The organism is Nostoc sp. DSM 114160 (assembly GCF_053470305.1).
Genome location: NZ_JBPFGO010000002.1, coordinates 625503 through 644722, shown reverse-complemented (window position 1 = coordinate 644722; position 19220 = coordinate 625503). Strand labels below are relative to the sequence as shown.

At 42.0% G+C, this 19220-nt stretch carries 16 protein-coding genes and 2 pseudogenes; 9 read left to right on the top strand and 9 right to left on the bottom strand.

Annotation, left to right across the window (positions count from 1 at the left end; translation table 11 throughout):
• Positions 1 to 164 precede the first annotated feature (164 nt).
• The 4 genes from NSTCB13_RS19800 to NSTCB13_RS19785 form a co-directional block, all read right to left on the bottom strand.
• Positions 165 to 1151 carry an RNA polymerase sigma factor, RpoD/SigA family gene (locus NSTCB13_RS19800; RefSeq protein ID WP_445631114.1) on the bottom strand — a complete coding sequence of 329 codons (987 nt, stop codon included), beginning with the start codon at positions 1149 to 1151 and terminating at the stop codon, positions 165 to 167.
• Positions 1152 to 1176: 25 nt separating this feature from the next.
• Positions 1177 to 2085, bottom strand: a complete 909-nt coding sequence (locus NSTCB13_RS19795) for a hypothetical protein (RefSeq protein WP_445631115.1) — start codon at positions 2083 to 2085, stop codon at positions 1177 to 1179.
• 346 nt (positions 2086 to 2431) lie between these two features.
• The gene (locus tag NSTCB13_RS19790; protein WP_445631116.1) at positions 2432 to 3712 is read right to left on the bottom strand and encodes a S41 family peptidase; all 1281 of its coding nucleotides are present in this window, start codon (positions 3710 to 3712) and stop codon (positions 2432 to 2434) included.
• Positions 3713 to 3914: 202 nt separating this feature from the next.
• Positions 3915 to 4292 (bottom strand): hypothetical protein, encoded by a 378-nt coding sequence (locus NSTCB13_RS19785; RefSeq protein WP_445631117.1) that lies wholly within the window; start codon positions 4290 to 4292, stop codon positions 3915 to 3917.
• 359 nt (positions 4293 to 4651) lie between these two features.
• On the opposite strand from NSTCB13_RS19785, the gene NSTCB13_RS19780 reads away from it, so the two are divergent.
• The 4 genes from NSTCB13_RS19780 (at position 4652) to NSTCB13_RS19765 (ending at position 10127) form a co-directional block, all read left to right on the top strand.
• Entirely contained in the window at positions 4652 to 5872 is a 1221-nt protein-coding gene (locus NSTCB13_RS19780; RefSeq protein WP_445631118.1) for a sensor histidine kinase, read from the top strand.
• Positions 5873 to 5875: 3 nt separating this feature from the next.
• Positions 5876 to 6523, top strand: coding sequence for a response regulator transcription factor (locus NSTCB13_RS19775; RefSeq protein ID WP_448273561.1), 648 nt, complete (start codon positions 5876 to 5878; stop codon positions 6521 to 6523).
• Positions 6524 to 7051: 528 nt separating this feature from the next.
• Positions 7052 to 9577 (top strand): cyclic nucleotide-binding domain-containing protein, encoded by a 2526-nt coding sequence (locus NSTCB13_RS19770; RefSeq protein WP_448273560.1) that lies wholly within the window; start codon positions 7052 to 7054, stop codon positions 9575 to 9577.
• Between the two features lie 211 nt (positions 9578 to 9788).
• A complete protein-coding gene (locus tag NSTCB13_RS19765) occupies positions 9789 to 10127 on the top strand; it encodes a hypothetical protein (RefSeq protein WP_445631121.1) in 339 nt (112 codons plus the stop codon).
• On the opposite strand, the gene NSTCB13_RS19760 is transcribed toward NSTCB13_RS19765, so the two are convergent.
• Positions 10113 to 10970: an Rpn family recombination-promoting nuclease/putative transposase gene (locus NSTCB13_RS19760; protein WP_448273559.1), complete on the bottom strand. Its 858-nt coding sequence runs from the start codon at positions 10968 to 10970 to the stop codon at positions 10113 to 10115. The two genes, NSTCB13_RS19765 and NSTCB13_RS19760, sit on opposite strands and share 15 nt — an antisense overlap.
• A gap of 49 nt (positions 10971 to 11019) precedes the next feature.
• Here NSTCB13_RS19760 and NSTCB13_RS19755 point away from each other — a divergent pair.
• A pseudogene (locus NSTCB13_RS19755) lies at positions 11020 to 12834 on the top strand (NACHT domain-containing protein); the annotation flags it as partial.
• Between the two features lie 69 nt (positions 12835 to 12903).
• Here NSTCB13_RS19755 and NSTCB13_RS19750 read toward each other — a convergent pair.
• From NSTCB13_RS19750 to NSTCB13_RS19735, 4 genes and pseudogenes are all read right to left on the bottom strand, one after another.
• Positions 12904 to 13146 (bottom strand): hypothetical protein, encoded by a 243-nt coding sequence (locus NSTCB13_RS19750; protein ID WP_448267449.1) that lies wholly within the window; start codon positions 13144 to 13146, stop codon positions 12904 to 12906.
• Positions 13147 to 13566: 420 nt separating this feature from the next.
• Positions 13567 to 14058: a hypothetical protein gene (locus NSTCB13_RS19745; protein WP_448273558.1), complete on the bottom strand. Its 492-nt coding sequence runs from the start codon at positions 14056 to 14058 to the stop codon at positions 13567 to 13569.
• A 735-nt stretch (positions 14059 to 14793) separates the two neighbouring features.
• Positions 14794 to 16630, bottom strand: a pseudogene (thrS, locus tag NSTCB13_RS19740) (threonine--tRNA ligase).
• A 373-nt stretch (positions 16631 to 17003) separates the two neighbouring features.
• Positions 17004 to 17276, bottom strand: a complete 273-nt coding sequence (locus NSTCB13_RS19735; RefSeq protein ID WP_448273557.1) for a hypothetical protein — start codon at positions 17274 to 17276, stop codon at positions 17004 to 17006.
• A gap of 217 nt (positions 17277 to 17493) precedes the next feature.
• Between NSTCB13_RS19735 and NSTCB13_RS19730 the strand changes: the two genes are divergently transcribed.
• From NSTCB13_RS19730 to NSTCB13_RS19715, 4 genes are all read left to right on the top strand, one after another.
• Positions 17494 to 17811, top strand: a complete 318-nt coding sequence (locus tag NSTCB13_RS19730; protein WP_322698212.1) for a DUF2605 domain-containing protein — start codon at positions 17494 to 17496, stop codon at positions 17809 to 17811.
• Positions 17812 to 18117: 306 nt separating this feature from the next.
• Positions 18118 to 18447 carry a DUF2973 domain-containing protein gene (locus tag NSTCB13_RS19725; RefSeq protein ID WP_194045128.1) on the top strand — a complete coding sequence of 110 codons (330 nt, stop codon included), beginning with the start codon at positions 18118 to 18120 and terminating at the stop codon, positions 18445 to 18447.
• Positions 18448 to 18647: 200 nt separating this feature from the next.
• Entirely contained in the window at positions 18648 to 18800 is a 153-nt protein-coding gene (locus tag NSTCB13_RS19720; RefSeq protein ID WP_448274192.1) for a BrnT family toxin, read from the top strand.
• Positions 18790 to 19074, top strand: a complete 285-nt coding sequence (locus tag NSTCB13_RS19715) for a hypothetical protein (protein WP_448273556.1) — start codon at positions 18790 to 18792, stop codon at positions 19072 to 19074. The genes NSTCB13_RS19720 and NSTCB13_RS19715 overlap by 11 nt, the downstream gene beginning before the upstream one ends.
• Positions 19075 to 19220: the final 146 nt, after the last annotated feature.

The following is a 19220-nucleotide window of genomic DNA, read 5'->3' as shown; positions in this document are numbered from 1 at the left end:
GCGGCACATCTAAATAATTCGTTTTTTCCGGTTTGCTCGATGTGCCTTGTCAAATCATGATGATTTTGTTTATTATAAATCAAACAAATTATATTTATATATACGTCTTAAGTAATCATGTTTAAAATATCTCATTATCTTAAGGGATACTTTTTTAGCTGCGTTTACTTATTATTTCTTAGTTGCCGATATAGAAGGTGGAGAGCTTGTTTTTCTATCTGTCTGACTCGTTCCCGACTAATACCCATGCGCTGACCAATCTGTTCTAGAGAAAGTTCATTTCCATCTGTTAATCCAAAGTGTAAGTTGATAATTTCTTGTTGCTGACTAGATAAATTTGACAATAAGTCTTCCAGCTCTTGATTGAGAGATTGCTCAGTAGTATAGCCATTTTGAGAATATCTATAATCTTCGATTAAATCTTCTAACTTTACATCTTTCTCTGAACCAACTTGAAGATCGAGAGAGACAGTTTGACGAGCCAAAGTTAGATATTGTCGAATCTGATTAGGCTCTAAAGAAAGTGCATGAGCAATTTCCGTAGTGGTAGGAACGCGACCCAGTTTTTGAGATAACTCTCGCTGAACGCGCTTAATTTTGTTTAATTTTTCATTGATGTGACTGGGTAATCTAATCGCTCGTCCTTGCTGGGCGATCGCTCTGGTAATTCCTTGACGAATCCACCAGTAAACGTAGGTTGAAAATCTGTATCCTAAAGTTGGATTGAATTTTTCAATTCCTCTTTCTAAACCCAAAGTACCTTCTTGAATTAAGTCCATCAGTTCTAAGTTCCGTCTCTGATATTGCTTTGCAATTGACACCACAAGCCGGAGATTAGACGCCATCATTTTCTGCTTGGCTTTTTTCCCTTGATTTAACTTTTGAAGTAGTTCTTGTTCGCTTAACTGCATCTGGTCAGCCCATTCTGACAGTGTGGGGGTACGATTTAATTCAACAGTCAGTTTTTCGGATTCAGCAAGTATTTTTATCATTTGCTGAACTTGTTGGGCAAAAAAAACTTCTTGCTCCTGCGTTAACAGAGGTATCCGCCCAATTTCTTGAAGATAAGCACGTACCGTATCAGTTGTAAATTGAGATGCTTTGCTTGTGTTAGCAGCTTTAGTGTCTGGGAATGATGTTAAGTTACTCATGTTGAGTTAGCCTCTGCCTATTCTATTAATTGGGGTATTTTTTATTCGGGAAAAAGTGCAAATAGTGACTTGATGGACCATAAAGGGTTTTATAAAAAAACCAGGTATCAAGTACTAGTTCCAAAAGAGCAATCAGTACCCAAATTGCTAATGAAACAATTACAGGTAGGCTGAGATCGGGAAATTTCCTTTGCAAATCGATAATGCCAAATAGCAGTAAAAATACAAGGGAAACTCCTAGAAGAAATGACAGCTTGACAATCGCGAGAATGAACCGACTCATCTCTAGGATGCGATTGTAAAGCCGGGAAAATCTTTCCAGTATTTCTTCCATGTTATTGATGACAAGTAAAATTTGTTGTTGGTGCAAATGGGTAGCTAAAGAGCATTGTTGCTGCACTTGCGTCAATTCGTGTTCATTCTTAAAATTATCTAAAAGCTTGTCCCAAGATAACACCTGAGAGCTATTTGACCAAATTGGGAAATCCTTTAAATGTAAAGGAACTAAATAGTTAATCAGTGCGATCAGAGTTTCATCAAAATTATTGAGTTCGGGGGGAAGAGACTGAGTTAAACGAATCAGTTGGTCAATCTGAATTTGAAGTGTATAGTAATCCTCATATCTCCTTTGAGCGATCAACTGACTAGTAAAAGTGAGGAAAACAATTAACACACCCAATAAAGCAGCTAGTGACTGGGATACAGCAGAAAAGAATTCAATCGCTACCTGTTTAGGTACTGTTAGCCAAGGGGCATTTTCCCGCATAGCAAAAACCAAGGTGGCAACAAATACAAACCCGACAATTGCTAGCTGATGGTGGGTAACAATAGCTATGATTGTCCGCACTAAAGGAGTGTTGCTGAGTTGAACCAAGATTTGCAAACCTGGGACTGGTTCACAAATTTGAAGTCGTTGGGCTTTGCGGGTTGACATGATAGAAAGATACAGTTCCTAGCTTGTTCACAACAGTGTTTATTAAGGAAGGCAGGAGGCAGGAGGAAAACTGCTCGGTTGTTGAGCGACTTACCCTGAGTTTCGACTGCGCGGTAATCGAGCGAAGTCGAGATTCAACTACCGCGTAGTCGTTGGCGTGGTCACTGAGCGAAGTCGAAGTGCAGCTTCTCCAAGAGTTGGGAGTCGAAACATTGTTTCCTGCCGCGATCAGACGGGTCTTGTGTTTAAGACCCCTCACCAAATTTTCAATTTGGAGCTGCTTATTCAAAAGTGGTCTGAATCTTCAATTGAGGTAAAACCCCCTGTCCCCTGCCCCTTGCCTGCTTCATTTCCCACGCTGTAAACTCACATGATTCCCCCCAGACTGAATCAATTTGCTTAAATCAGCAACAGCGCTAGCATATTGAGGATCGGCTAATGTCGCCAAGGTTCGGTTTTGCACTAAGGCTTTCTGTTGTGCCTCGGTTAATGCCACGTTAATATCTGGGGCAATGCCGACATGATTGATATCTCGACCTTTCGGTGTATAGTATTTAGCGATCGTTAGTTTCAGCCCCGAACCATCCTCTAGTGGCTCTACGGCTTGAACTAAACCTTTACCGAAGGTGCGAGTCCCGATTAAGGTGGCGCGATTGTCGTCTTGTAGCGCTCCCGACAGAATTTCGCTGGCGCTAGCAGATCCCTTATCAACTAATATTACTAAGGGTTTGTCGGTGAGAGGATGGCCCGATGCATTGTAGCTCTCTTTCACTTGGTCTCTATTTACCAAAGACACGATCGCTCCTTGCTTCAACCACATACTGGCAATTTGCAAACTTGCATCCAGCAATCCACCCGGATCGGAACGCAGATCCAAAACGTAGCCCTGCACCTGTTGTTTTTCTAATGCTTCAATTGCCTGATGCATCTCTGCGGGGGCAGTTTGCGTAAACTCTGGCAAACGAATGTAACCAATTTTGCCTGCTGCTGTTGTTTGCGTGTTGTAAGTTACAGGATGGATAGCAATATTGGCGCGAGTAAGTTTGTAAGTTTGCGATTGATTGCCCCGTTGAATCATAAGTACTACCTTGGTTCCCACGGGCCCTAGAATCCGCTTCACGGCATCGTCAATTTTCATCCCCTGCGTTTTTTGACCGTTAATTTGGACAATTACATCGTCCGGCAAAATACCGGCTTTAAAAGCAGGGGTTCCTTGAATTGGGGCGACAACGGTTAAGGCTTTAGTTTTTTCATTCTGTGCCAGTTCCAGTCCTACGCCACTGAGGTTGCCAGAAATATCGTTATTTAGGGCTTTAAATTCTTGTGGGTCGAAAAACTCGGTGTAGCGATCGCCTAATTTCGCCACCATTTCTTCAATCGCCCCATAAGCCTCTTTCTTGGAACTATAGGAACGGTTAAGATACTGCTGGCGAATTGCTTGCCAATCTTGATGGTTAAAGCTGACATCAACATAGTTTTTATCTAGGATTTGCCACACCTCATCCACCAGTTTTTGAGAACTAGGTTGTGGTTTACCTAGAGCTTTGGAAGTGTAGAGACTAGTTCCTACAAAGATTGTGGCTATAACAGCCAGTTCTATCTTGACGAGCAATTTTTGTTTAAACATACTTTAATTGAAGAAGAATTCAGTATCCAGAATTTAGAATTTAATCAATCAAGGGACGAATATCCATAGTTGCAGATAATTACTTCTAAATTCTCACAGATGATTCTTGAATTATGTTTTGATAAAACTGTACAAACGGCAGAAACAACCATTCATTTGAAATTTCTAGAACCATTATGCAATCATAATTACGAATGACAAATTACGAATTATCTTGAGATTTTCCTTTGCGGTGGGGATAGGCAGTCTTAAAAATATCCTGAATTTTAGTCTTTTGTTCAGCAGTAAGATTCAGGCTAAACACTGCTTTACGCATTTTTTCGCCTTTTTGTAATTTCGTTGATAATTCCTTTACCTGATCTGGGGTCAGAACTGCCTCAACTTGCTTGCGAATTTCTTCACGCTTATGAGCGCGTTCTGGCGTATTCGCTGCTGGATTTGTCGTAGAAGTATCAGATACCTTTGTGCCAGAATCATTCCCTTGAGACACATCTGGAGATTTAGAACTGCAACCTGTCATTCCGCCAATTAGGATAGTTGCAAGTAGCAGGGTTGGTAAAATTATCTGTTTTGTAATCATTTATTTCTCTGGTTTTTATTGTGTGTAGAACTGTTCTGACTCAATTTCAGTTGATGAAAGTTGTTGATTTACTTCCACCAGCTAATCTTAAAAGTTGGAACGAGTTTGCACATGAGCTAGAATTCCTAACCTGACCAGGAAAAAAGTACTCAAATTATTGTGACTTTTTTCCTAATTTAGAAATAATTAATTAGTCAGAACGGCTCTACCCATACTAAAGACAGATTCGTTATATAGAAAGAGAGTTTAATTTCAACAGCACCTATCTCTCAGCTTCCTGTCTTCTGCACCTATTTCCCTCTAAAATAGTGAAAATACCTATGGTTTTGTTACAAAGACCATTGAGTTGGAACAGTTCTATGGTTAGCTTGACCTATCCATCTTTTCGTCTGTTGCTTTACCTAGAGTGGCTGTTATTAGCCACAGCAGCGTTCATGGAAGTTCTGCTGCCGTTTCAGTTGTCCTGGTCTTTGCCGCTAGGAGTTATGGCGATCGCAACTTTCAGCTTGATGGGTTTGAGGCTACCAATGGTGAAGCCGGAAAGTAAATTAATTTATACAGCCCTGGAATTTGGTTTAATTTTACTGCCAGCAACTCAACATACTTTATCGACTCGCTCCGTTTTCCTGCTGTGTCTGGTATTGGTGATGCGGAGTTGTCTCATATTTAAGCGATCGGGACAGTTGGCTGTCTTGATTTTATCTCTGCTTGCTTATGGAACGCTGCTTTTATCAAGACCGATTGTACCTGAGAATTTTCTGCCAGATAAGCTGATCCTCATGTCCTGGGATTGGCGATTAAGTAATATATTATTGTTTAGCTTAACCTTAGTATTCGCTTTATTGTTAATTAATGCTCTGCTTGCAGAGCGCCAAAGTCGAGAGCAGTTAGAAATTGCTCATCAGCAATTAGAGATCATCAATCAACAACTGTGTCAGTATGCCTTGCGGATTGAAGATCAAGCAACCTTGCAAGAACGCAACCGAATTGCCCGCGAAATTCATGATGGGTTGGGACACACTCTCGCCGCCCAAACCATTCAGATTAATAATACTCTGTTGTTTTGGCAATCAAATAATGACAAAGCATTAACATTTCTCAAACAGGCAAAAGAACTGGGGGCTGAAGCGCTGTTAGAAATTCGGCGATCGCTTTCGGTTTTGCGTTCAAATCCTTTGCAAGGGCAATCTCTCAAATCAGCTATTGAAAAGCTGCTGACAGATTTTCAGCAAACCACAGGTATTGAACCATCTTGTAAAATCGATCTCCCGCACACCTTACCAACAGAAGTAAACACGGCTTTATTCCGCATTGTGCAAGAATCGCTGACAAATATTTGCAAACACGCCGAGGCGACGAGTGTCACCGTTAAACTTCTGGCTCACACTGGGATGATTCATCTGTCAATCGAAGACAATGGAAAAGGTTTTAACCCCACTCAAAATACAACCGGGTTTGGATTACAAGGGATGCGAGAACGGTCGGTTGCACTGGGCGGTCAGTTAAATCTCCACAGTCAACTAGGAACAGGTTGCTGTATTTCTGTTTCTTTGCCACTCTCAAAGCTATTGGTGTTTTAGCTTATGATTCGGATTTTATTAGTTGACGATCAGCATCTTATTCGCCAGGGACTTAAGAGTATGCTTGAGTCCAATGCCCAGATGCAGGTAATCGGTGAGGCGGAGAATGGGCAACGGGCACTCGAACAGGTTGCCGCACTGAAACCCGATATTGTACTAATGGATATTCGGATGCCCGTAATGGATGGAGTTGCTACCACAAAAGCGATCGCTCAACAATATCCTGAAATTAAAGTTCTCGTCCTCACCACCTTCGATGATGATGAGTATGTTTTCCAGGCGATGCGGCTGGGTGCAAAAGGCTATTTGCTCAAAGACACCGAACCAGATGAATTAATGTTAGCAATTCGATCCGTCTACAAAGGACAAACCCTACTCGGGCCGGGATTGTTTGAGAAAGCACTCACGCCATCTACCACACCTGTCACGTCTGTGCAACCCCCTCCAGAATTAGCACAACTCACGGCCAGAGAATTAGATGTATTGCGGTTAATTGCTAGTGGAGCTAATAACCGAGAAATTGCCGAATCGCTGTTTCTTTCAGAAAACACTGTTAAGAATTATGTTACTAATATTCTCAGTCGCTTGAGTTTACGCGATCGCACTCAAGCCGCTTTGTTTGCCCATTCGTTGTTTAGTGGACTGAAGTAGAGTAGACCTCTTGGCATTTGTGCTTTTTGCACTCTTGGGGAAAAGGGTAAAGGTTAAAGGGGAAGGGGACTTTTGCAGAGCCTTTTCCCCTTGCCCCTTCTCCTTTTCCCGACTTATGCAAAAAGTCTAGTAGTCTGCCAACCCAAAAATGCTGAGTGAGGGCTGGGGAAAGGGGAAGGTGGGGCCCCCACGAAGTGGGGATAAGGGGCAGGGGTAAAGGGTAAGGGATTTAAAACCTTTCCCCTTTCCCCTTTCCCCTTAAAAGAGCCAAGTTCACTTGGCGAACTACTAGTCTACTTGGGCAAGAAGTCAATAGACTTCTTGGCATTTGTAGGGAATTGGGTTTGGGGAAAAGGGGAAAGGAACAATAAAAAACATCAGTTCCTTTTCCCGCAAGAGTGCAAAAATGACTTTTGCAAGAAGTCAATGCACATTGTGTCTTAATACACAACAACTGAATATAGATATTTTGACATACTCTTTCAGCGATAATTCTTGTTATACAGCAGCCTACAGGGAGAACTAAATATGACATCTCCAGAAACGGTTACATGGCTACAAGAACGCACAAGTTTAGGAATTCTCTCGCCTGAAGTATTAAATGCGATCGCTCAAGTAATTGAAGAACGAGTTGTACCCGGCGAAACTGACTTAGTTAGTGAAGGCAATTCTCCAGAAGCCCTTTATATTCTTGTAGAAGGTCAACTCGAAAGCAATAGTACCAATCAAAACAACCCAGCTTTAGCTTGTGGATTTCTCCCCGGTGCGGTGATTGAACTCAAAGAATTGCTGTTGGATGAATCAACTCCATTCACAATTACGACAGTAACCGAATGTCACTTGTGGGTTGTACCTGCTGCTAAATTCCGGGAATTAGTCACTCAATACCCCGAAATTGCTCAGGCTTTTTCGCGTCAATTGGCTCAAGAATTAGCTCAGGTAACATCTGCACTTGGCTATGAACAAGAACGTTCTATTGCCTTGCGTCCATATTTAGTCACCAAAGCACAACGCGGAATTGTTGGTACAAGTCGCTATGCTGTGCGGTTGCGGGAGCAAATTCGAGAAGCAGCTGGCGATCGCAAATCAGTAGATATTTTCGGAGAACCAGGGTTAGAAAAAGACAATATAGCAGCTCTTATCCACTTTGGTTCTCCGAAACGGCGAGAACCAATTATTAAACTAAATTGTGGTATTCTCCAAACTAGCGGTGCAGATTTATTTGGTCGTGCTGGCGGCAAACCAGGGCTGTTGGAATGGTTGGGAGAAGGTACTCTAGTTCTCAACAATATCCAAGAATTGCCCGAAGAATTATTACCTGCGGTGACGGAGTTGCTCAAAACTGGTAAATATACCCCCGTCACTCGTTCTGGAGATTCAACACCCAAACCTCGTCCCAGTCAAGCCAGAATTCTGATTGTTTCAGAAAAAACTCAGCCGACAGTTGAACGTTCTGTTGGTCACATTATTAAAGTACCACCGCTACGGGTGCGGAAAGCTGATATTCAGACACAGGTAGAATATTATACCAGTCTTTATACACGCTCTCGAGGGATTTCTAAACCGCACATTACCCCAGAAGCTTTGCGTCGCCTCCAGTCTTATGATTTTCCTGGCAATCTCAGGGAATTGAAAAATCTGGTAGAAAGAGCGATTGTCCAAGCTGAGGGTGCAAATGAATTAACAGAAGAAATTTTCTGGCCCGCCGAAACTAAGAAAAAACGATTTCGGGTAAATTTGTTAAATGCCTATCCTGATTTACGGCGGTTTTTACGTAGTGATTGGTGGCCCGATCGCATTAATTATGGTTTTACTGCAACGGCTTTTGCGATTATTGTGGCAATATTATTTATTGGGCCGCAAACCCGCGATCGCAATTTCGTCTTAAATCTATTTTGGGCTTGGTGGTGGCCTTTCTTCTTATTTCTCTTTCCCTTTTTAGGACGTATCTGGTGTTCTGTTTGTCCCTTCATGATTTATGGAGAAATCACCCAAAAGCTCTCTTTATGGCTGTGGCCTCGAAAACTAAAGCGCTGGCCGAGAGAACAAGCTGAAAAATGGGGCGGATGGTTCCTCTTTGGTTTATTTACCCTAATTTTCTTATGGGAAGAACTCTGGCATTTAGAAAATACAGCTTACCTCAGTGCTTGTTTGCTGCTATTAATTACTGCTGGGGCAATGATTTTCTCGGCTATTTTTGAGCGGCGGTTTTGGTGTCGCTATCTCTGTCCCATCGGTGGGATGAATGGTTTGTTTGCCAAACTCTCAATGACCGAACTCCGGGCACAGCAAGGGATATGTTCTGCCAGTTGCACCACTTATCAGTGTTATAAAGGCGGGCCGCAAAAGGGCGAAGGTATGGAAACGAATGGATGTCCTTTATACTCACATCCAGCCCAATTAGAAGATAACCGAGATTGCGTACTGTGCATGACTTGCCTGAAAGCTTGTCCCCATCGCTCTGTTGAGTTCAACTTGCGTCCCCCTGGAATTGAACTGTGGACAACTCATGTACCCCGTACTTATGAAGTAGCATTATTGTTATTGCTGTTGGGTGGTATATATTTACATCGCTTGCCAGAATTGCAATCTTGGTTAGGCTTACAACTGGATTTAACTGATTTTTGGCAGCACTTGGGATTATCGCTGCTAGTGTTAATTATCCCAGCAGCTTTTATTTTTGGGGCTTATGGCTTGTTCCAAGTGTTCAACGCTAACCGTAAGCCTCGATCGTTTGTAGAACTCGCCTACGGCTACCTACCATTAGTATTGGGAGGCAACTTAGCTCACTATCTACGTTTGGGCTTAAGCGAAGGCGGGCGGATTTTACCTGTTACCTTTGCTACTTTTGGTTTGAGTGGCGAACCATTGCCAATATTAGTTGCTCACCCAGCCGTGATTGAGTTTTTGCAAGGTGCAACAATAATTTTCTCCGTGTTACTGACTATGTTTTTAACGCAAAAAATTGCCAAGCAACCAGCGCGATCGCTCATACTGCAACACCTAACAGCGATCGCTTTGGGAGTTAGTATGTGGGCAATTATCGTCTTTTGAGCTTTATACCATTTCACGAAATGCTAGATACAAATGATTAGTCTCTAACTCTCCCCCTGCTCCCACTTCGGCTACGCTCAGTGACCACCTGCTCCCCTGCCCCCCTGGGCTAGGTGGAAAATGTCAGTTAAGAACATTCTTCCCTACGAACGTGATAGAAAATACTTATATGATTTATGATTTTTGACTCATAGTGTAAGGATTACAGATAATGCACGTTATAAAAAAACCCATCAAACCAGCAACTTATATATCATTCCTCCACATTTACCAAACGACTTGGGGGACTGCTGGTGATATTTGTTTAATCCGTGAATCTGTAGCTAATGATAGTACATCGAAGTTTATCGGGCACAAAATCCAACTAGTAGTTCCAAGAGGATTGGAGCGCGATCGCATCGCCAACTGTCCAATAATTAAAGTTGCAGGTAATGTTGGCGACGGACATCCTAAAGAGCATCCGTTGGAATGGGAGGCTTATGAAGGTGTAAGTGAAGAAATAGCTTTAGCGGCTCTCAAACCTTGGGGCTTCAAGTTAATTGAACTCTAATGTAGCAAACCAGGCTTCTAAATCCGCGATCGCCTGAAAATCCAATAATGCTTCACCGAGATTTTCTAATTGTTCTAAGGAGAGAGTTTCAATCCGGTTTAGCATCTCTTGGGGTAATTCTCCCACCCGTCGAGTAAGTTGACGGAGAATGAGCAATTGCCCTTCTGCTTTTCGTCCTTCTTCCCGTCCGCGTTGTTCGCCGCGTTGTTCGCCTTCAGCGAGAATTTCTTGATAAATTACTGACTCGCGCATCATACCCTCCCGAAATAATTGTCGAATCAAGTCTTGATTGTATTTTAACCCCGCTAAGATTTGGGTATACGCGGAAATTTCTGGTCGTTGTCTTGGCTCAAGTTGACTAACTTTTCTCACAACTTGTTGCAACAAAGCTTGGGGTTGCGTGGTTGCGGCCAGTGGTGCTAACGGTAACAAAGCAGGATCGTTGAGGAATAGTTCAGGATTTTCTGACCATAAGCGAATCACGCGATATTCATGACGAGTAGTTTCGACACAGAAGACAGTTTCAATTACTGTTCCCGGTGCAGGGGGAAGCAGTAATACGACAACTTGCGTTATTGGTAGACGATATAAACGATACAAGCGTACCCAATAATCTAGCATCCGCAGGGGTAGGGGTGGTGTAGATTCTAGTTTGGTTTGAAATTCCAGGTGGAGAATGCGTCCTTGTAGCTGTAAAAATGTGACATAATCAGCGCGAATTGGTTCGATGCTCAATTCGGTTTTGAGAACTGTGACGGAAGTTTGCGGTGTTCCTAATACCCAACTGGCAAAGGTAGCAGGATGTTTTTCGGATAGTAGTTTGCAGAGGTTATCAAAAGACATTAGCGATCGCCAACAATCAAATGAAGTATTGTTATTATCTCGTGGAGTACAACTCAACCTGAATAATGTTGTTGTAATTCTGGATAGCATTTATTACGCAGGTCAATCAGAATTTGCACAGTGGCGATTTTTAAGCTATTTCCTGGGTGGCGGCACTGATGAAGTCAAAACACTGCTCACATGGCTGGGTTTTCCTGACACTAAAACAATTCCTGTTTCATTAACCCACGATCGCGGTGTTAAAACTCTCAAAATCTTTGCCCAAGTCTGGGAACCGAGTCGAGATTTTGCACGATTACGCGAAGACTTAGCAAAGCAAATTGCTGTAGTTGCGAGAAAAGTCCATTGGAAACCGCAAGATATTGTTATTTTAGAAACTCACTACAACAACCTCAAAAACGCCGGCTACAACGAAGCTGATTCGCTGCAATCAGTAATAATTAACCTCAAAACTTGGCAGTGGTTGTTCAACGCCAGAACTACTATTTTGATTCATGCTGCCTTTTGGCTTGTCCTCATCTTCGCTTATCCCAAATTTCCCCAAGTTCAAGCCATCTTCTTCTGGAATCCTTGGGTGAGGCGCATTCTCGGCGTGGGCTACGTCGGCTTAATTCTCACCTGGGTTCCCTTTTTCCGCGAAAAATTATTTGAACCCTTCAAGCCTTCCCTACTAGCCGATGCCGGGTTAGATAGTTTTAATCCCGAAGCTTACTTCCCAAATTCTAAAGTGAAAGTTCCCGGTGTAGATGAACCCGTACCAATTACCCAAGTGCTACCTAACATCAAAGGACAAGTCATCTTGGAAGGTGATTCCGGCTTGGGTAAGTCGATGTATCTGCGCTATTTGGTAAAAACTTCTGGGCGGCTTGTGGTTTATCTACCTGCACACAAGTGTGACAAAGGGGTAATTGAGGCAATTCAAGCGAAGCTGCACGGACAAGCACAAGATGCTGATTTTCTCAAGAATTTAATTTATAGTGGCGCATTAGATATTTGCATTGACGGACTCAATGAAGTTACCGCCGACACCAGGGCAAAAATCTGTCAGTTTGCCGAAAGCTATTTTCGGGGTAACATCATCATGACTACTCAACCCCTAGAGTGGACACCACCCTCAACAGCCAAAATATATAAATTGCTCTCCCTTGAAGAACCACAAATTCAGGAATTTTTGATTTCGCGTCAGCCACGACTGCCCAAAAATGCCAAAGTTCAAGGTACTAATTATGAGCAAGCCACTGCTAGTTTTTTAACCAAAGCCCTCAGTAATCAGCAATCACCACAAGAATTAAGCGCGATTGAGAAGGTTCTCTCTAATCCAATGGATTTAACTGTGGTAGCCCTGATGCTATCCCAAGGCGAATACCCCGATTTGTTTCACTTGCAACAACATCAATATCAATTGATGGCAGCAGAATACTTGCAAGAGTGGAACCAGGAATTTCCCCTGAAAAAATTCTCCGATGCTGTCTATCAAATGCGGCTGAAGGATGAACAAGCGTTACCTGCGGATGAATTTTATCAGGTATTACAGTCTTTGTCAGACGACAAATATAAAATGGTTGTCAGCCGTCAGTGGCAAGACGAAAAAGGCGAAGCCAAGAGAGAATGGTACTTCCGCCACGACAAGATTATGGATTTCTTTTTGGTGCAGAACTTTCTCGGCGAGAGTGAGGAAGCTAAAAATCGGCTCATTGACCACATGGATGACCCCCGTTTTCGTGGTGTCTACTTTTTGCTAGCAACCTTACTCCCGTTAGATGCTGCCACAGAACTGAAGGAAAAATTAGTTCAATATGCCGCTGATACCAAAGACCATACTGTGAGTGATACCTTTGTGCAATTGTTGCGCCCAAGAGCGTGATATTAATTCGTAATTCGTAATGGGCTACGCCCCGCTACGCTAACGTAATTCGTAATTTAAGAAAGAGACTTATAGTCTGAGGCGAAATTTTTGATTTAATTCAAATGAGCCTTTTATCTCCATTAATGAGCCTTTTATCTCCATTAATGAACCTTTTAGCTCCATTAATGAGCCTTTTATCTCCATTAATGAGCCTTTGAACTCCATTAATGAGCCTTTTAGCTCCATTAATGAGCCTTTGAACTCCATTAATGAGCCTTTTAGCTCCATTAATGAACCTCTGAACTCCATTAATGAGCCTTTTAGCTCCATTAATGAACCTCTGAACTCCATTAATGAGTCTAGACTAAGAGGTTGTTTGAAAAGTGGTTGGCTGTGATTTTAGGCACTTATTGATCCCCCCAATCCCCCTTAAAAAGGGGGGCAAAACCTTTCAAAGTCCCCCAATTTATCGGGGTATTTAGGGGGATCTAGAACGTTTTGCTACCAAGAAGAGGACTTTTCAAACATCCTCTAAGGGTAAATTCTTAATTTAATAAAAATCTGACCTTTCACATCATGTAGAAAAGCTAACGCTAAACCTAATCCCTGAGCAAGCTTCATTAACTAGGGAATAGAAGCGAGGTTTTCTAAATAAGAGTGAAAAGTCAGATATTGGAATGACTGGAATAAAGAGATTGTGTCTATCCTACTTCCAAGTAGAATCAATGCTCAGTTCACTTGGAACTAAGATTAATACGTAGGCACAATGATTCGACGTTCCCAGCCGCGATCGCGCTCATAGCGACGGTTATTATCAATGTTGCGAAGGTTATTTTCGCGCTCATATCGGCGATTATTTTCGCGTTCATAACGACGGTAATTATCGCGCTCATAACGGCGATTATTTTCGCGTTCATAACGGCGATTATTTTCGCGTTCATATCGGCGATTATTTTCGCGTTCATAACGGCGATTACGATCGCGCTCATAGCGACGGTTATTGTCGCGATCGTATCGGCGATCATCACGAATATTCCAAAGGTCGTTCTGGCGGTCATAGTCATCATTTCTGTAGTGACGACTATGAAGTTCGTAGTTACCTTCATCGTTGCGTTGATAGCTGTAGTTATCTAACTCAGCAAGATAAGATGCTGGTGTATTAGCATCAGCTTTTGGAGAAATAGCCAAAGCTGAAGCAGATGCTATCAAACCGGCGAGCAAAATAGAGGTAAAGCGGTTCATGATGTAAGTCAAAAATTGTTGACAGTAATTTATGCAAGTCTAGTCTGTTTAGGAAGAGCAGATTCCACAAGTCTTTAAATTAATCCTAACAGTATTGAATAACTCGAAAAGTTTTCTTAAGTGCGGCAATCGATAAAAGTTTTGTTGTCTGTGATACTTTCTGACCTGCAAATTCTAGTGAAAAGTTAAAATTAAAATGATTTTTTTAACTGGATGAATCCACCTTTGAACTCCGTTAATGAGTATTCAAAACTCATGAATTCACCTGATTAATATTGTCAGTAGGTTTAAATCAATTTATGCAGAAAGTTTACAGGTTACTGCAAAATTAGGGTTTCAGCCTGCAAGTAGAACGCGATCGCACCTTTGCCAAAACCTAAGTAGGCAGACATAATTAAACGTGAGTTCGACATACCTCTCCCTCCCAGCCTCCCTCTCCTTTTAGGAGAGGGAGGAGTAACGAGTAAGGAGGGTTTTTGCTCCCCTCTCCTGGTAGGAGAGGGGCTGGGGGAGAGGTCAAAATCGCACTCGTCGAACTCACGTTAATTAAATATAAAATAAACTCCGAGTTTGTAGCGAGCGATTTATCGCTCAGAGCAAGGATTATCAGGACTAAAGTCCTTACTACAAACAATAAATTTATTTATGCCTAGATACTTACCACCTAGCCAATGATTTGAATCTAATAGACAAAACGCACACCAATTATAATTAGTGTGCGTCTTTGGTTATATTTTAGAAATTCTCGAACTTAGCGATCGCATCCTTCATTTTATCTACCACCTCATCGACGGGGATAACTCCCAATTCCCCAGAAGCGCGGGTACGGATGCTCAAGGTGTTGGTTTCGACTTCCTTAGCTCCCACCACTGCCATCACGGGTATTTTTTCTTTCTCTGCATTGCGAATCTGTTTACCCAAGCGATCGCCACTGGTATCAACTTCTGCACGGATGCCCAAGGCTCTCATTTTCGCTACCACATCTTTAGCAAAGTCTAGCTGTGTATCGCCCACTGGTAGTAATCTAGCTTGCACTGGCGCTAACCACAAAGGAAAATCACCTGCATATTCTTCAATTAAGATCCCAATCAACCGTTCCAGCGAACCAAAAGGCGCACGGTGAATCATCACTGGGCGTTTGCGAACACCATCTTCAGCGACGTATTCCAAATCAAAGCGTTCTGGCAAGTTGTAATCTACTTGTACAGTTCCTAATTGCCACTCCCGTTCTAGGGCATCACTAAAGATAAAGTCGAGTTTAGGCCCATAAAAAGCTGCTTCTCCAATACCTTCAAAGTGTTCCATCCCCAAGGTTTCAACTGCACGGCGAATTGCACCTTCGGCTTTGTCCCCAAACTTCATCTGAACCGATGTACTTATCACTAGCAGGATCGCGGAAACTCAGTCTAGCTTTAAAGTTCTTCAGTTGCAGCTTATTGAACACCGACAAAATCAAATCCACTACACTAAGGAATTCACTATCGAGTTGTTCTGGGGTAACGAACAGGTGAGAATCATCTACAGTAAAGCCGCGCACCCGCGTTAAACCGCCCAATTCCCCTGATTGTTCGTAGCGGTAAACAGTGCCAAATTCCGCCAGTCGCATCGGCAATTCCCGATAAGAACGTAACTCACTTTTATATATTTGGATATGGAAGGGGCAGTTCATCGGCTTCATAACGAAGCCTTGTTCCTGTGCAGCAGCTTCTTGATCGTCCGCCATTAAGGGGAACATATCTTCTTTATATTTCTGCCAATGTCCAGAGGTTTTAAATAAATCTACTCTGGCAATATGAGGTGTTACTACAGATAAATAACCCCGTTTTACCTGTTCTTGCTTGAGGAAGTCTTCTAAAGTACTGCGTAACAGAGTGCCTTTGGGTGTCCACAAAGGTAAACCCGGCCCCACTAGATCGGAAAATACAAATAATCCCAGTTCCTTACCCAGTTTTCGGTGATCTCGCCGTAGCGCTTCTTCTTTGCGTCGCTTATATTCAGCGAGTTGTTCTGGACTTTCCCAAGCGGTGGCGTAGATGCGTTGTAATTGGGCTTTAGTTTCATCTCCACGCCAATAAGCGCCAGCAACGCTTTCTAGTTCAATTGCTTTCGGGTTTAATTCACTGGTATTTTCCAAATGAGGCCCTGCACACAAATCCCACCATTCATTCCCCAGGTGGTAAATTGTGATTGGTTCGTTTTTGATATCTGCCAGGATTTCTAGCTTGTAAGGTTCCTTAATTTCCTGAATCCGGCGTTCGGCTTCTTCGCGGCTGACTTCTTCCCGAATTACTGGCAATTTGCGATTGATAATCTTCGCCATTTCTTTCTTGATGGCTTTGAGATCGTTTTCGCTAAATGGTTCTGGACTGTCGAAATCATAGTAAAAACCATTTTCTATCCAAGGGCCGATTGTAACTTGCGCCTTGGGAAACAGCTTTTGTACCGCCATTGCCATAACATGGGAAGCAGTGTGGCGAATCTTTTTTAAGTTCTCCGATTCGCTGGTACGCGGTAAATAGATTTTTTCAACTTGTTCTAACTGTTGTGACTGATTTGATGAATTTGGCGACATTGGCTGCTGAACCGTTGGCGAGGTGATTACAAAAGGTGATTTATCTGAATCTGTAAGCTTATTCAACTATAACGACTTTGGTTAAGTAGTCATTTGTCATTTGTCATTGGTTATTGGTATTCAACTATAACGACTTTGGTTAAGTAGTCATTTGTCATTTGTCACTTGTACTGAGCGTAGTCGTTGGCGCAGCCTCTCGTAGAGAAGTATTTGTCATTTGTCATTGGTTATTGGTGCATACCCCATCCCTTGCAATGCCATGAGCAGTTCAACAAAGCTCACCGTAAACTTACTTTGATGGTGGACAGAAAAACTTTTTCTTGCATCGGAGTAATTCAAACTATGTTACAGAGTGGGCGTGCTTTCTCTTAGACTAATGACTAATAACTAATGACTTTGCGTAGCGGTTTGATTCTGATACCATTTCACAAAATACTTGATACAAATGATTCGTCTTTAATTCTTTCCCCCTGCTTTCTGCCTCCTGCTCCCTGCCGTCTATTTGTATCACTTTTAAAGTGAAACGGTATGAGTCCTGAATTTTGACTCGTGAATTCTTCAATCCAAAAATAAAGATAAATTTTTGATTTGTTACCTGAATGTCAAATTCAGGATTGCCCGCGTAGGCGTAGCCCGTCGTAGACATCGCGAAATTATCTTATGAATTACAACTCGATGTCATATATACCTATAGATGCCTGTCCAAAGGCACTGTACAAACCAGATATCAAGACTATATAATAAATTTTGTGCTCTTTGTTACAAAATTTTACATCAAGAAATTATGAGAGAAATCTAAAAAGTATTAAGAAACGTAAATAACGTTAATATTAGTAAGCAAGTTTGAAATATTCCTCTTATTTATGTCAGACTCAAATTTACCAGGGACTGAGTTGTTGAAAACGGTTTTAGATCCGCTGCTGGAAGATTTTCAGCATTGGTTTACGCGATCGCGCCATTTACTCGAAACTGAGGAACTCTCATTTATGAGTCATCAAGAGCAATCTGACTTGCTCTTGCGGGTTAAGCAAGCCCAGGATGAACTAAATACGGCGAAGATGCTATTTAATGCAACTGATAAACAAGTCGGAATTGATATGGCAACTTTAATGCCTTGGCATGAATTAGTAACAGAATGCTGGAATGTCGCAATGCGCTTTCGTCAAGGACGTGAAGTCTAAGCGCTAAATTTCGGCAGACAACTTAGCGATGTCTCAAGACTTACCAAGAAAGCGTCTACGCAAGATGGTAAATCAGTCGTTAAAAAGATAGTAGAAAATTCTTAACAATTTCTTAACATTAACTGGATTAGCAAAATAATGTATCCTATGCTACCGTAAGTGGAATAACGGTTGACAAATAGCTCCATATAAGTGTAAGCGCCTGAAAAGTGCGTAGAATATTCGTCTTAACTGTGAGTACAGTATCGGCGAAACAAAGCGTTACAAAATAAAGTTTTAAAAATTGCTGTTCTGGAGGAAAATCCAATGTTACATCTGCTTTACATTCTTGCTTTTACAATCCTTGCATTTATAGCTGTTGGCAACTTAATTCGTAACCTGATTATGTTCAGTTTCGATCGGGAGCGTACTTACCCGACGAATTCCTCGCCAATGAATAACCAAGGCAACTATGGTTATTATTCATCAAAAAAACAGTTTGTACCCCATCCAGAGTTATTAGATAGCGCTGGAAATTTAATTAAAGAGCCACTTTTGGTAATGCGTTCGATTAACGTTGAAGATGCGCGTCAACATCTTGATGCACTTTACGAAGCATCCCCAGGACATAAAAGAGATAATTCTGAAGAAGCATAATGTAGAGACGCGATTAATCGCGTCTGTTAAGAGTTTGGGTGTAAATGATTGTTGTTTTTACATCCTTAATTTTTTTTAGTAGAAATTTATTAGTATCCTGAAATTTGAGGCGATCGCATCGTCAGGCTGGTAAGTTAACAGTTTTTAGAACAAATCGTATTGACAACGTAAATACATCTTGCCTAGACTATGAGGTGTGGATGTTTTTTTTGTGCTTAATGGTGTCACCTTCCTTTGGAACGAGGAGAAAGCATCTTCTGTACGTCGTCTACATTGAGCGTGAAAATGACATGATTCGGATCATCTCGGCTCGGAAAGCGACGCGTCAGGAACGTGAATACTATGAAAGCTGAAGTTTTAAAAAAGCGACTCGATAAAAATCGTCCAATGACGACAGTCACAATTCGCATTCCCAAAGATGTGATTGAGGATTTGAAGCGAGTAGCACCATTGTTAGGGTTTTCTGGTTATCAGCCATTAGTTCGTGCTTACATCGGACAGGGACTCCGAGCCGATCTTGAGCGACTTGAGGGTGATACTATTTCTACATTGATTGCCAGCTTGAAACGGCATGGTGTGAGTGATGAGATAATTCGTGAGGCACTCAGCGAAGCTACTAAGCGGTAGTTTTCAATTTTTCTGTCGCAATCAGCAGTTAAACAAGGCAAGGTTCTGGCACACCTTAAGATTTAGGTCTGAATTATAACTGTATGACATCTCATTTGAACAGATATAGGAAATATCCTGGAGCAGATAACTAATGGGAATAGAGG

Bases quoted from the DNA above. Each gene is read 5' to 3' on its own strand.
- NSTCB13_RS19745 (WP_448273558.1), bottom strand. From the start codon at position 14,058: ATGAACCGCTTTACCTCTATTTTGCTCGCCGGTTTGATAGCATCTGCT.
- NSTCB13_RS19750 (WP_448267449.1), bottom strand. From the start codon at position 13,146: ATGGAGCTAAAAGGCTCATTAATGGAGTTCAGAGGTTCATTAATGGAG.
- NSTCB13_RS19760 (WP_448273559.1), bottom strand. From the start codon at position 10,970: ATGTCTTTTGATAACCTCTGCAAACTACTATCCGAAAAACATCCTGCT.
- NSTCB13_RS19775 (WP_448273561.1), top strand. From the start codon at position 5,876: ATGATTCGGATTTTATTAGTTGACGATCAGCATCTTATTCGCCAGGGA.
- NSTCB13_RS19770 (WP_448273560.1), top strand. From the start codon at position 7,052: ATGACATCTCCAGAAACGGTTACATGGCTACAAGAACGCACAAGTTTA.
- NSTCB13_RS19785 (WP_445631117.1), bottom strand. From the start codon at position 4,292: ATGATTACAAAACAGATAATTTTACCAACCCTGCTACTTGCAACTATC.
- NSTCB13_RS19780 (WP_445631118.1), top strand. From the start codon at position 4,652: ATGGTTAGCTTGACCTATCCATCTTTTCGTCTGTTGCTTTACCTAGAG.
- NSTCB13_RS19795 (WP_445631115.1), bottom strand. From the start codon at position 2,085: ATGTCAACCCGCAAAGCCCAACGACTTCAAATTTGTGAACCAGTCCCA.
- NSTCB13_RS19720 (WP_448274192.1), top strand. From the start codon at position 18,648: ATGTTTTTTTTGTGCTTAATGGTGTCACCTTCCTTTGGAACGAGGAGA.
- NSTCB13_RS19765 (WP_445631121.1), top strand. From the start codon at position 9,789: ATGCACGTTATAAAAAAACCCATCAAACCAGCAACTTATATATCATTC.
- NSTCB13_RS19735 (WP_448273557.1), bottom strand. From the start codon at position 17,276: ATGTCTACGACGGGCTACGCCTACGCGGGCAATCCTGAATTTGACATT.
- NSTCB13_RS19715 (WP_448273556.1), top strand. From the start codon at position 18,790: ATGAAAGCTGAAGTTTTAAAAAAGCGACTCGATAAAAATCGTCCAATG.
- NSTCB13_RS19790 (WP_445631116.1), bottom strand. From the start codon at position 3,712: ATGTTTAAACAAAAATTGCTCGTCAAGATAGAACTGGCTGTTATAGCC.
- NSTCB13_RS19800 (WP_445631114.1), bottom strand. From the start codon at position 1,151: ATGAGTAACTTAACATCATTCCCAGACACTAAAGCTGCTAACACAAGC.
- NSTCB13_RS19730 (WP_322698212.1), top strand. From the start codon at position 17,494: ATGTCAGACTCAAATTTACCAGGGACTGAGTTGTTGAAAACGGTTTTA.
- NSTCB13_RS19725 (WP_194045128.1), top strand. From the start codon at position 18,118: ATGTTACATCTGCTTTACATTCTTGCTTTTACAATCCTTGCATTTATA.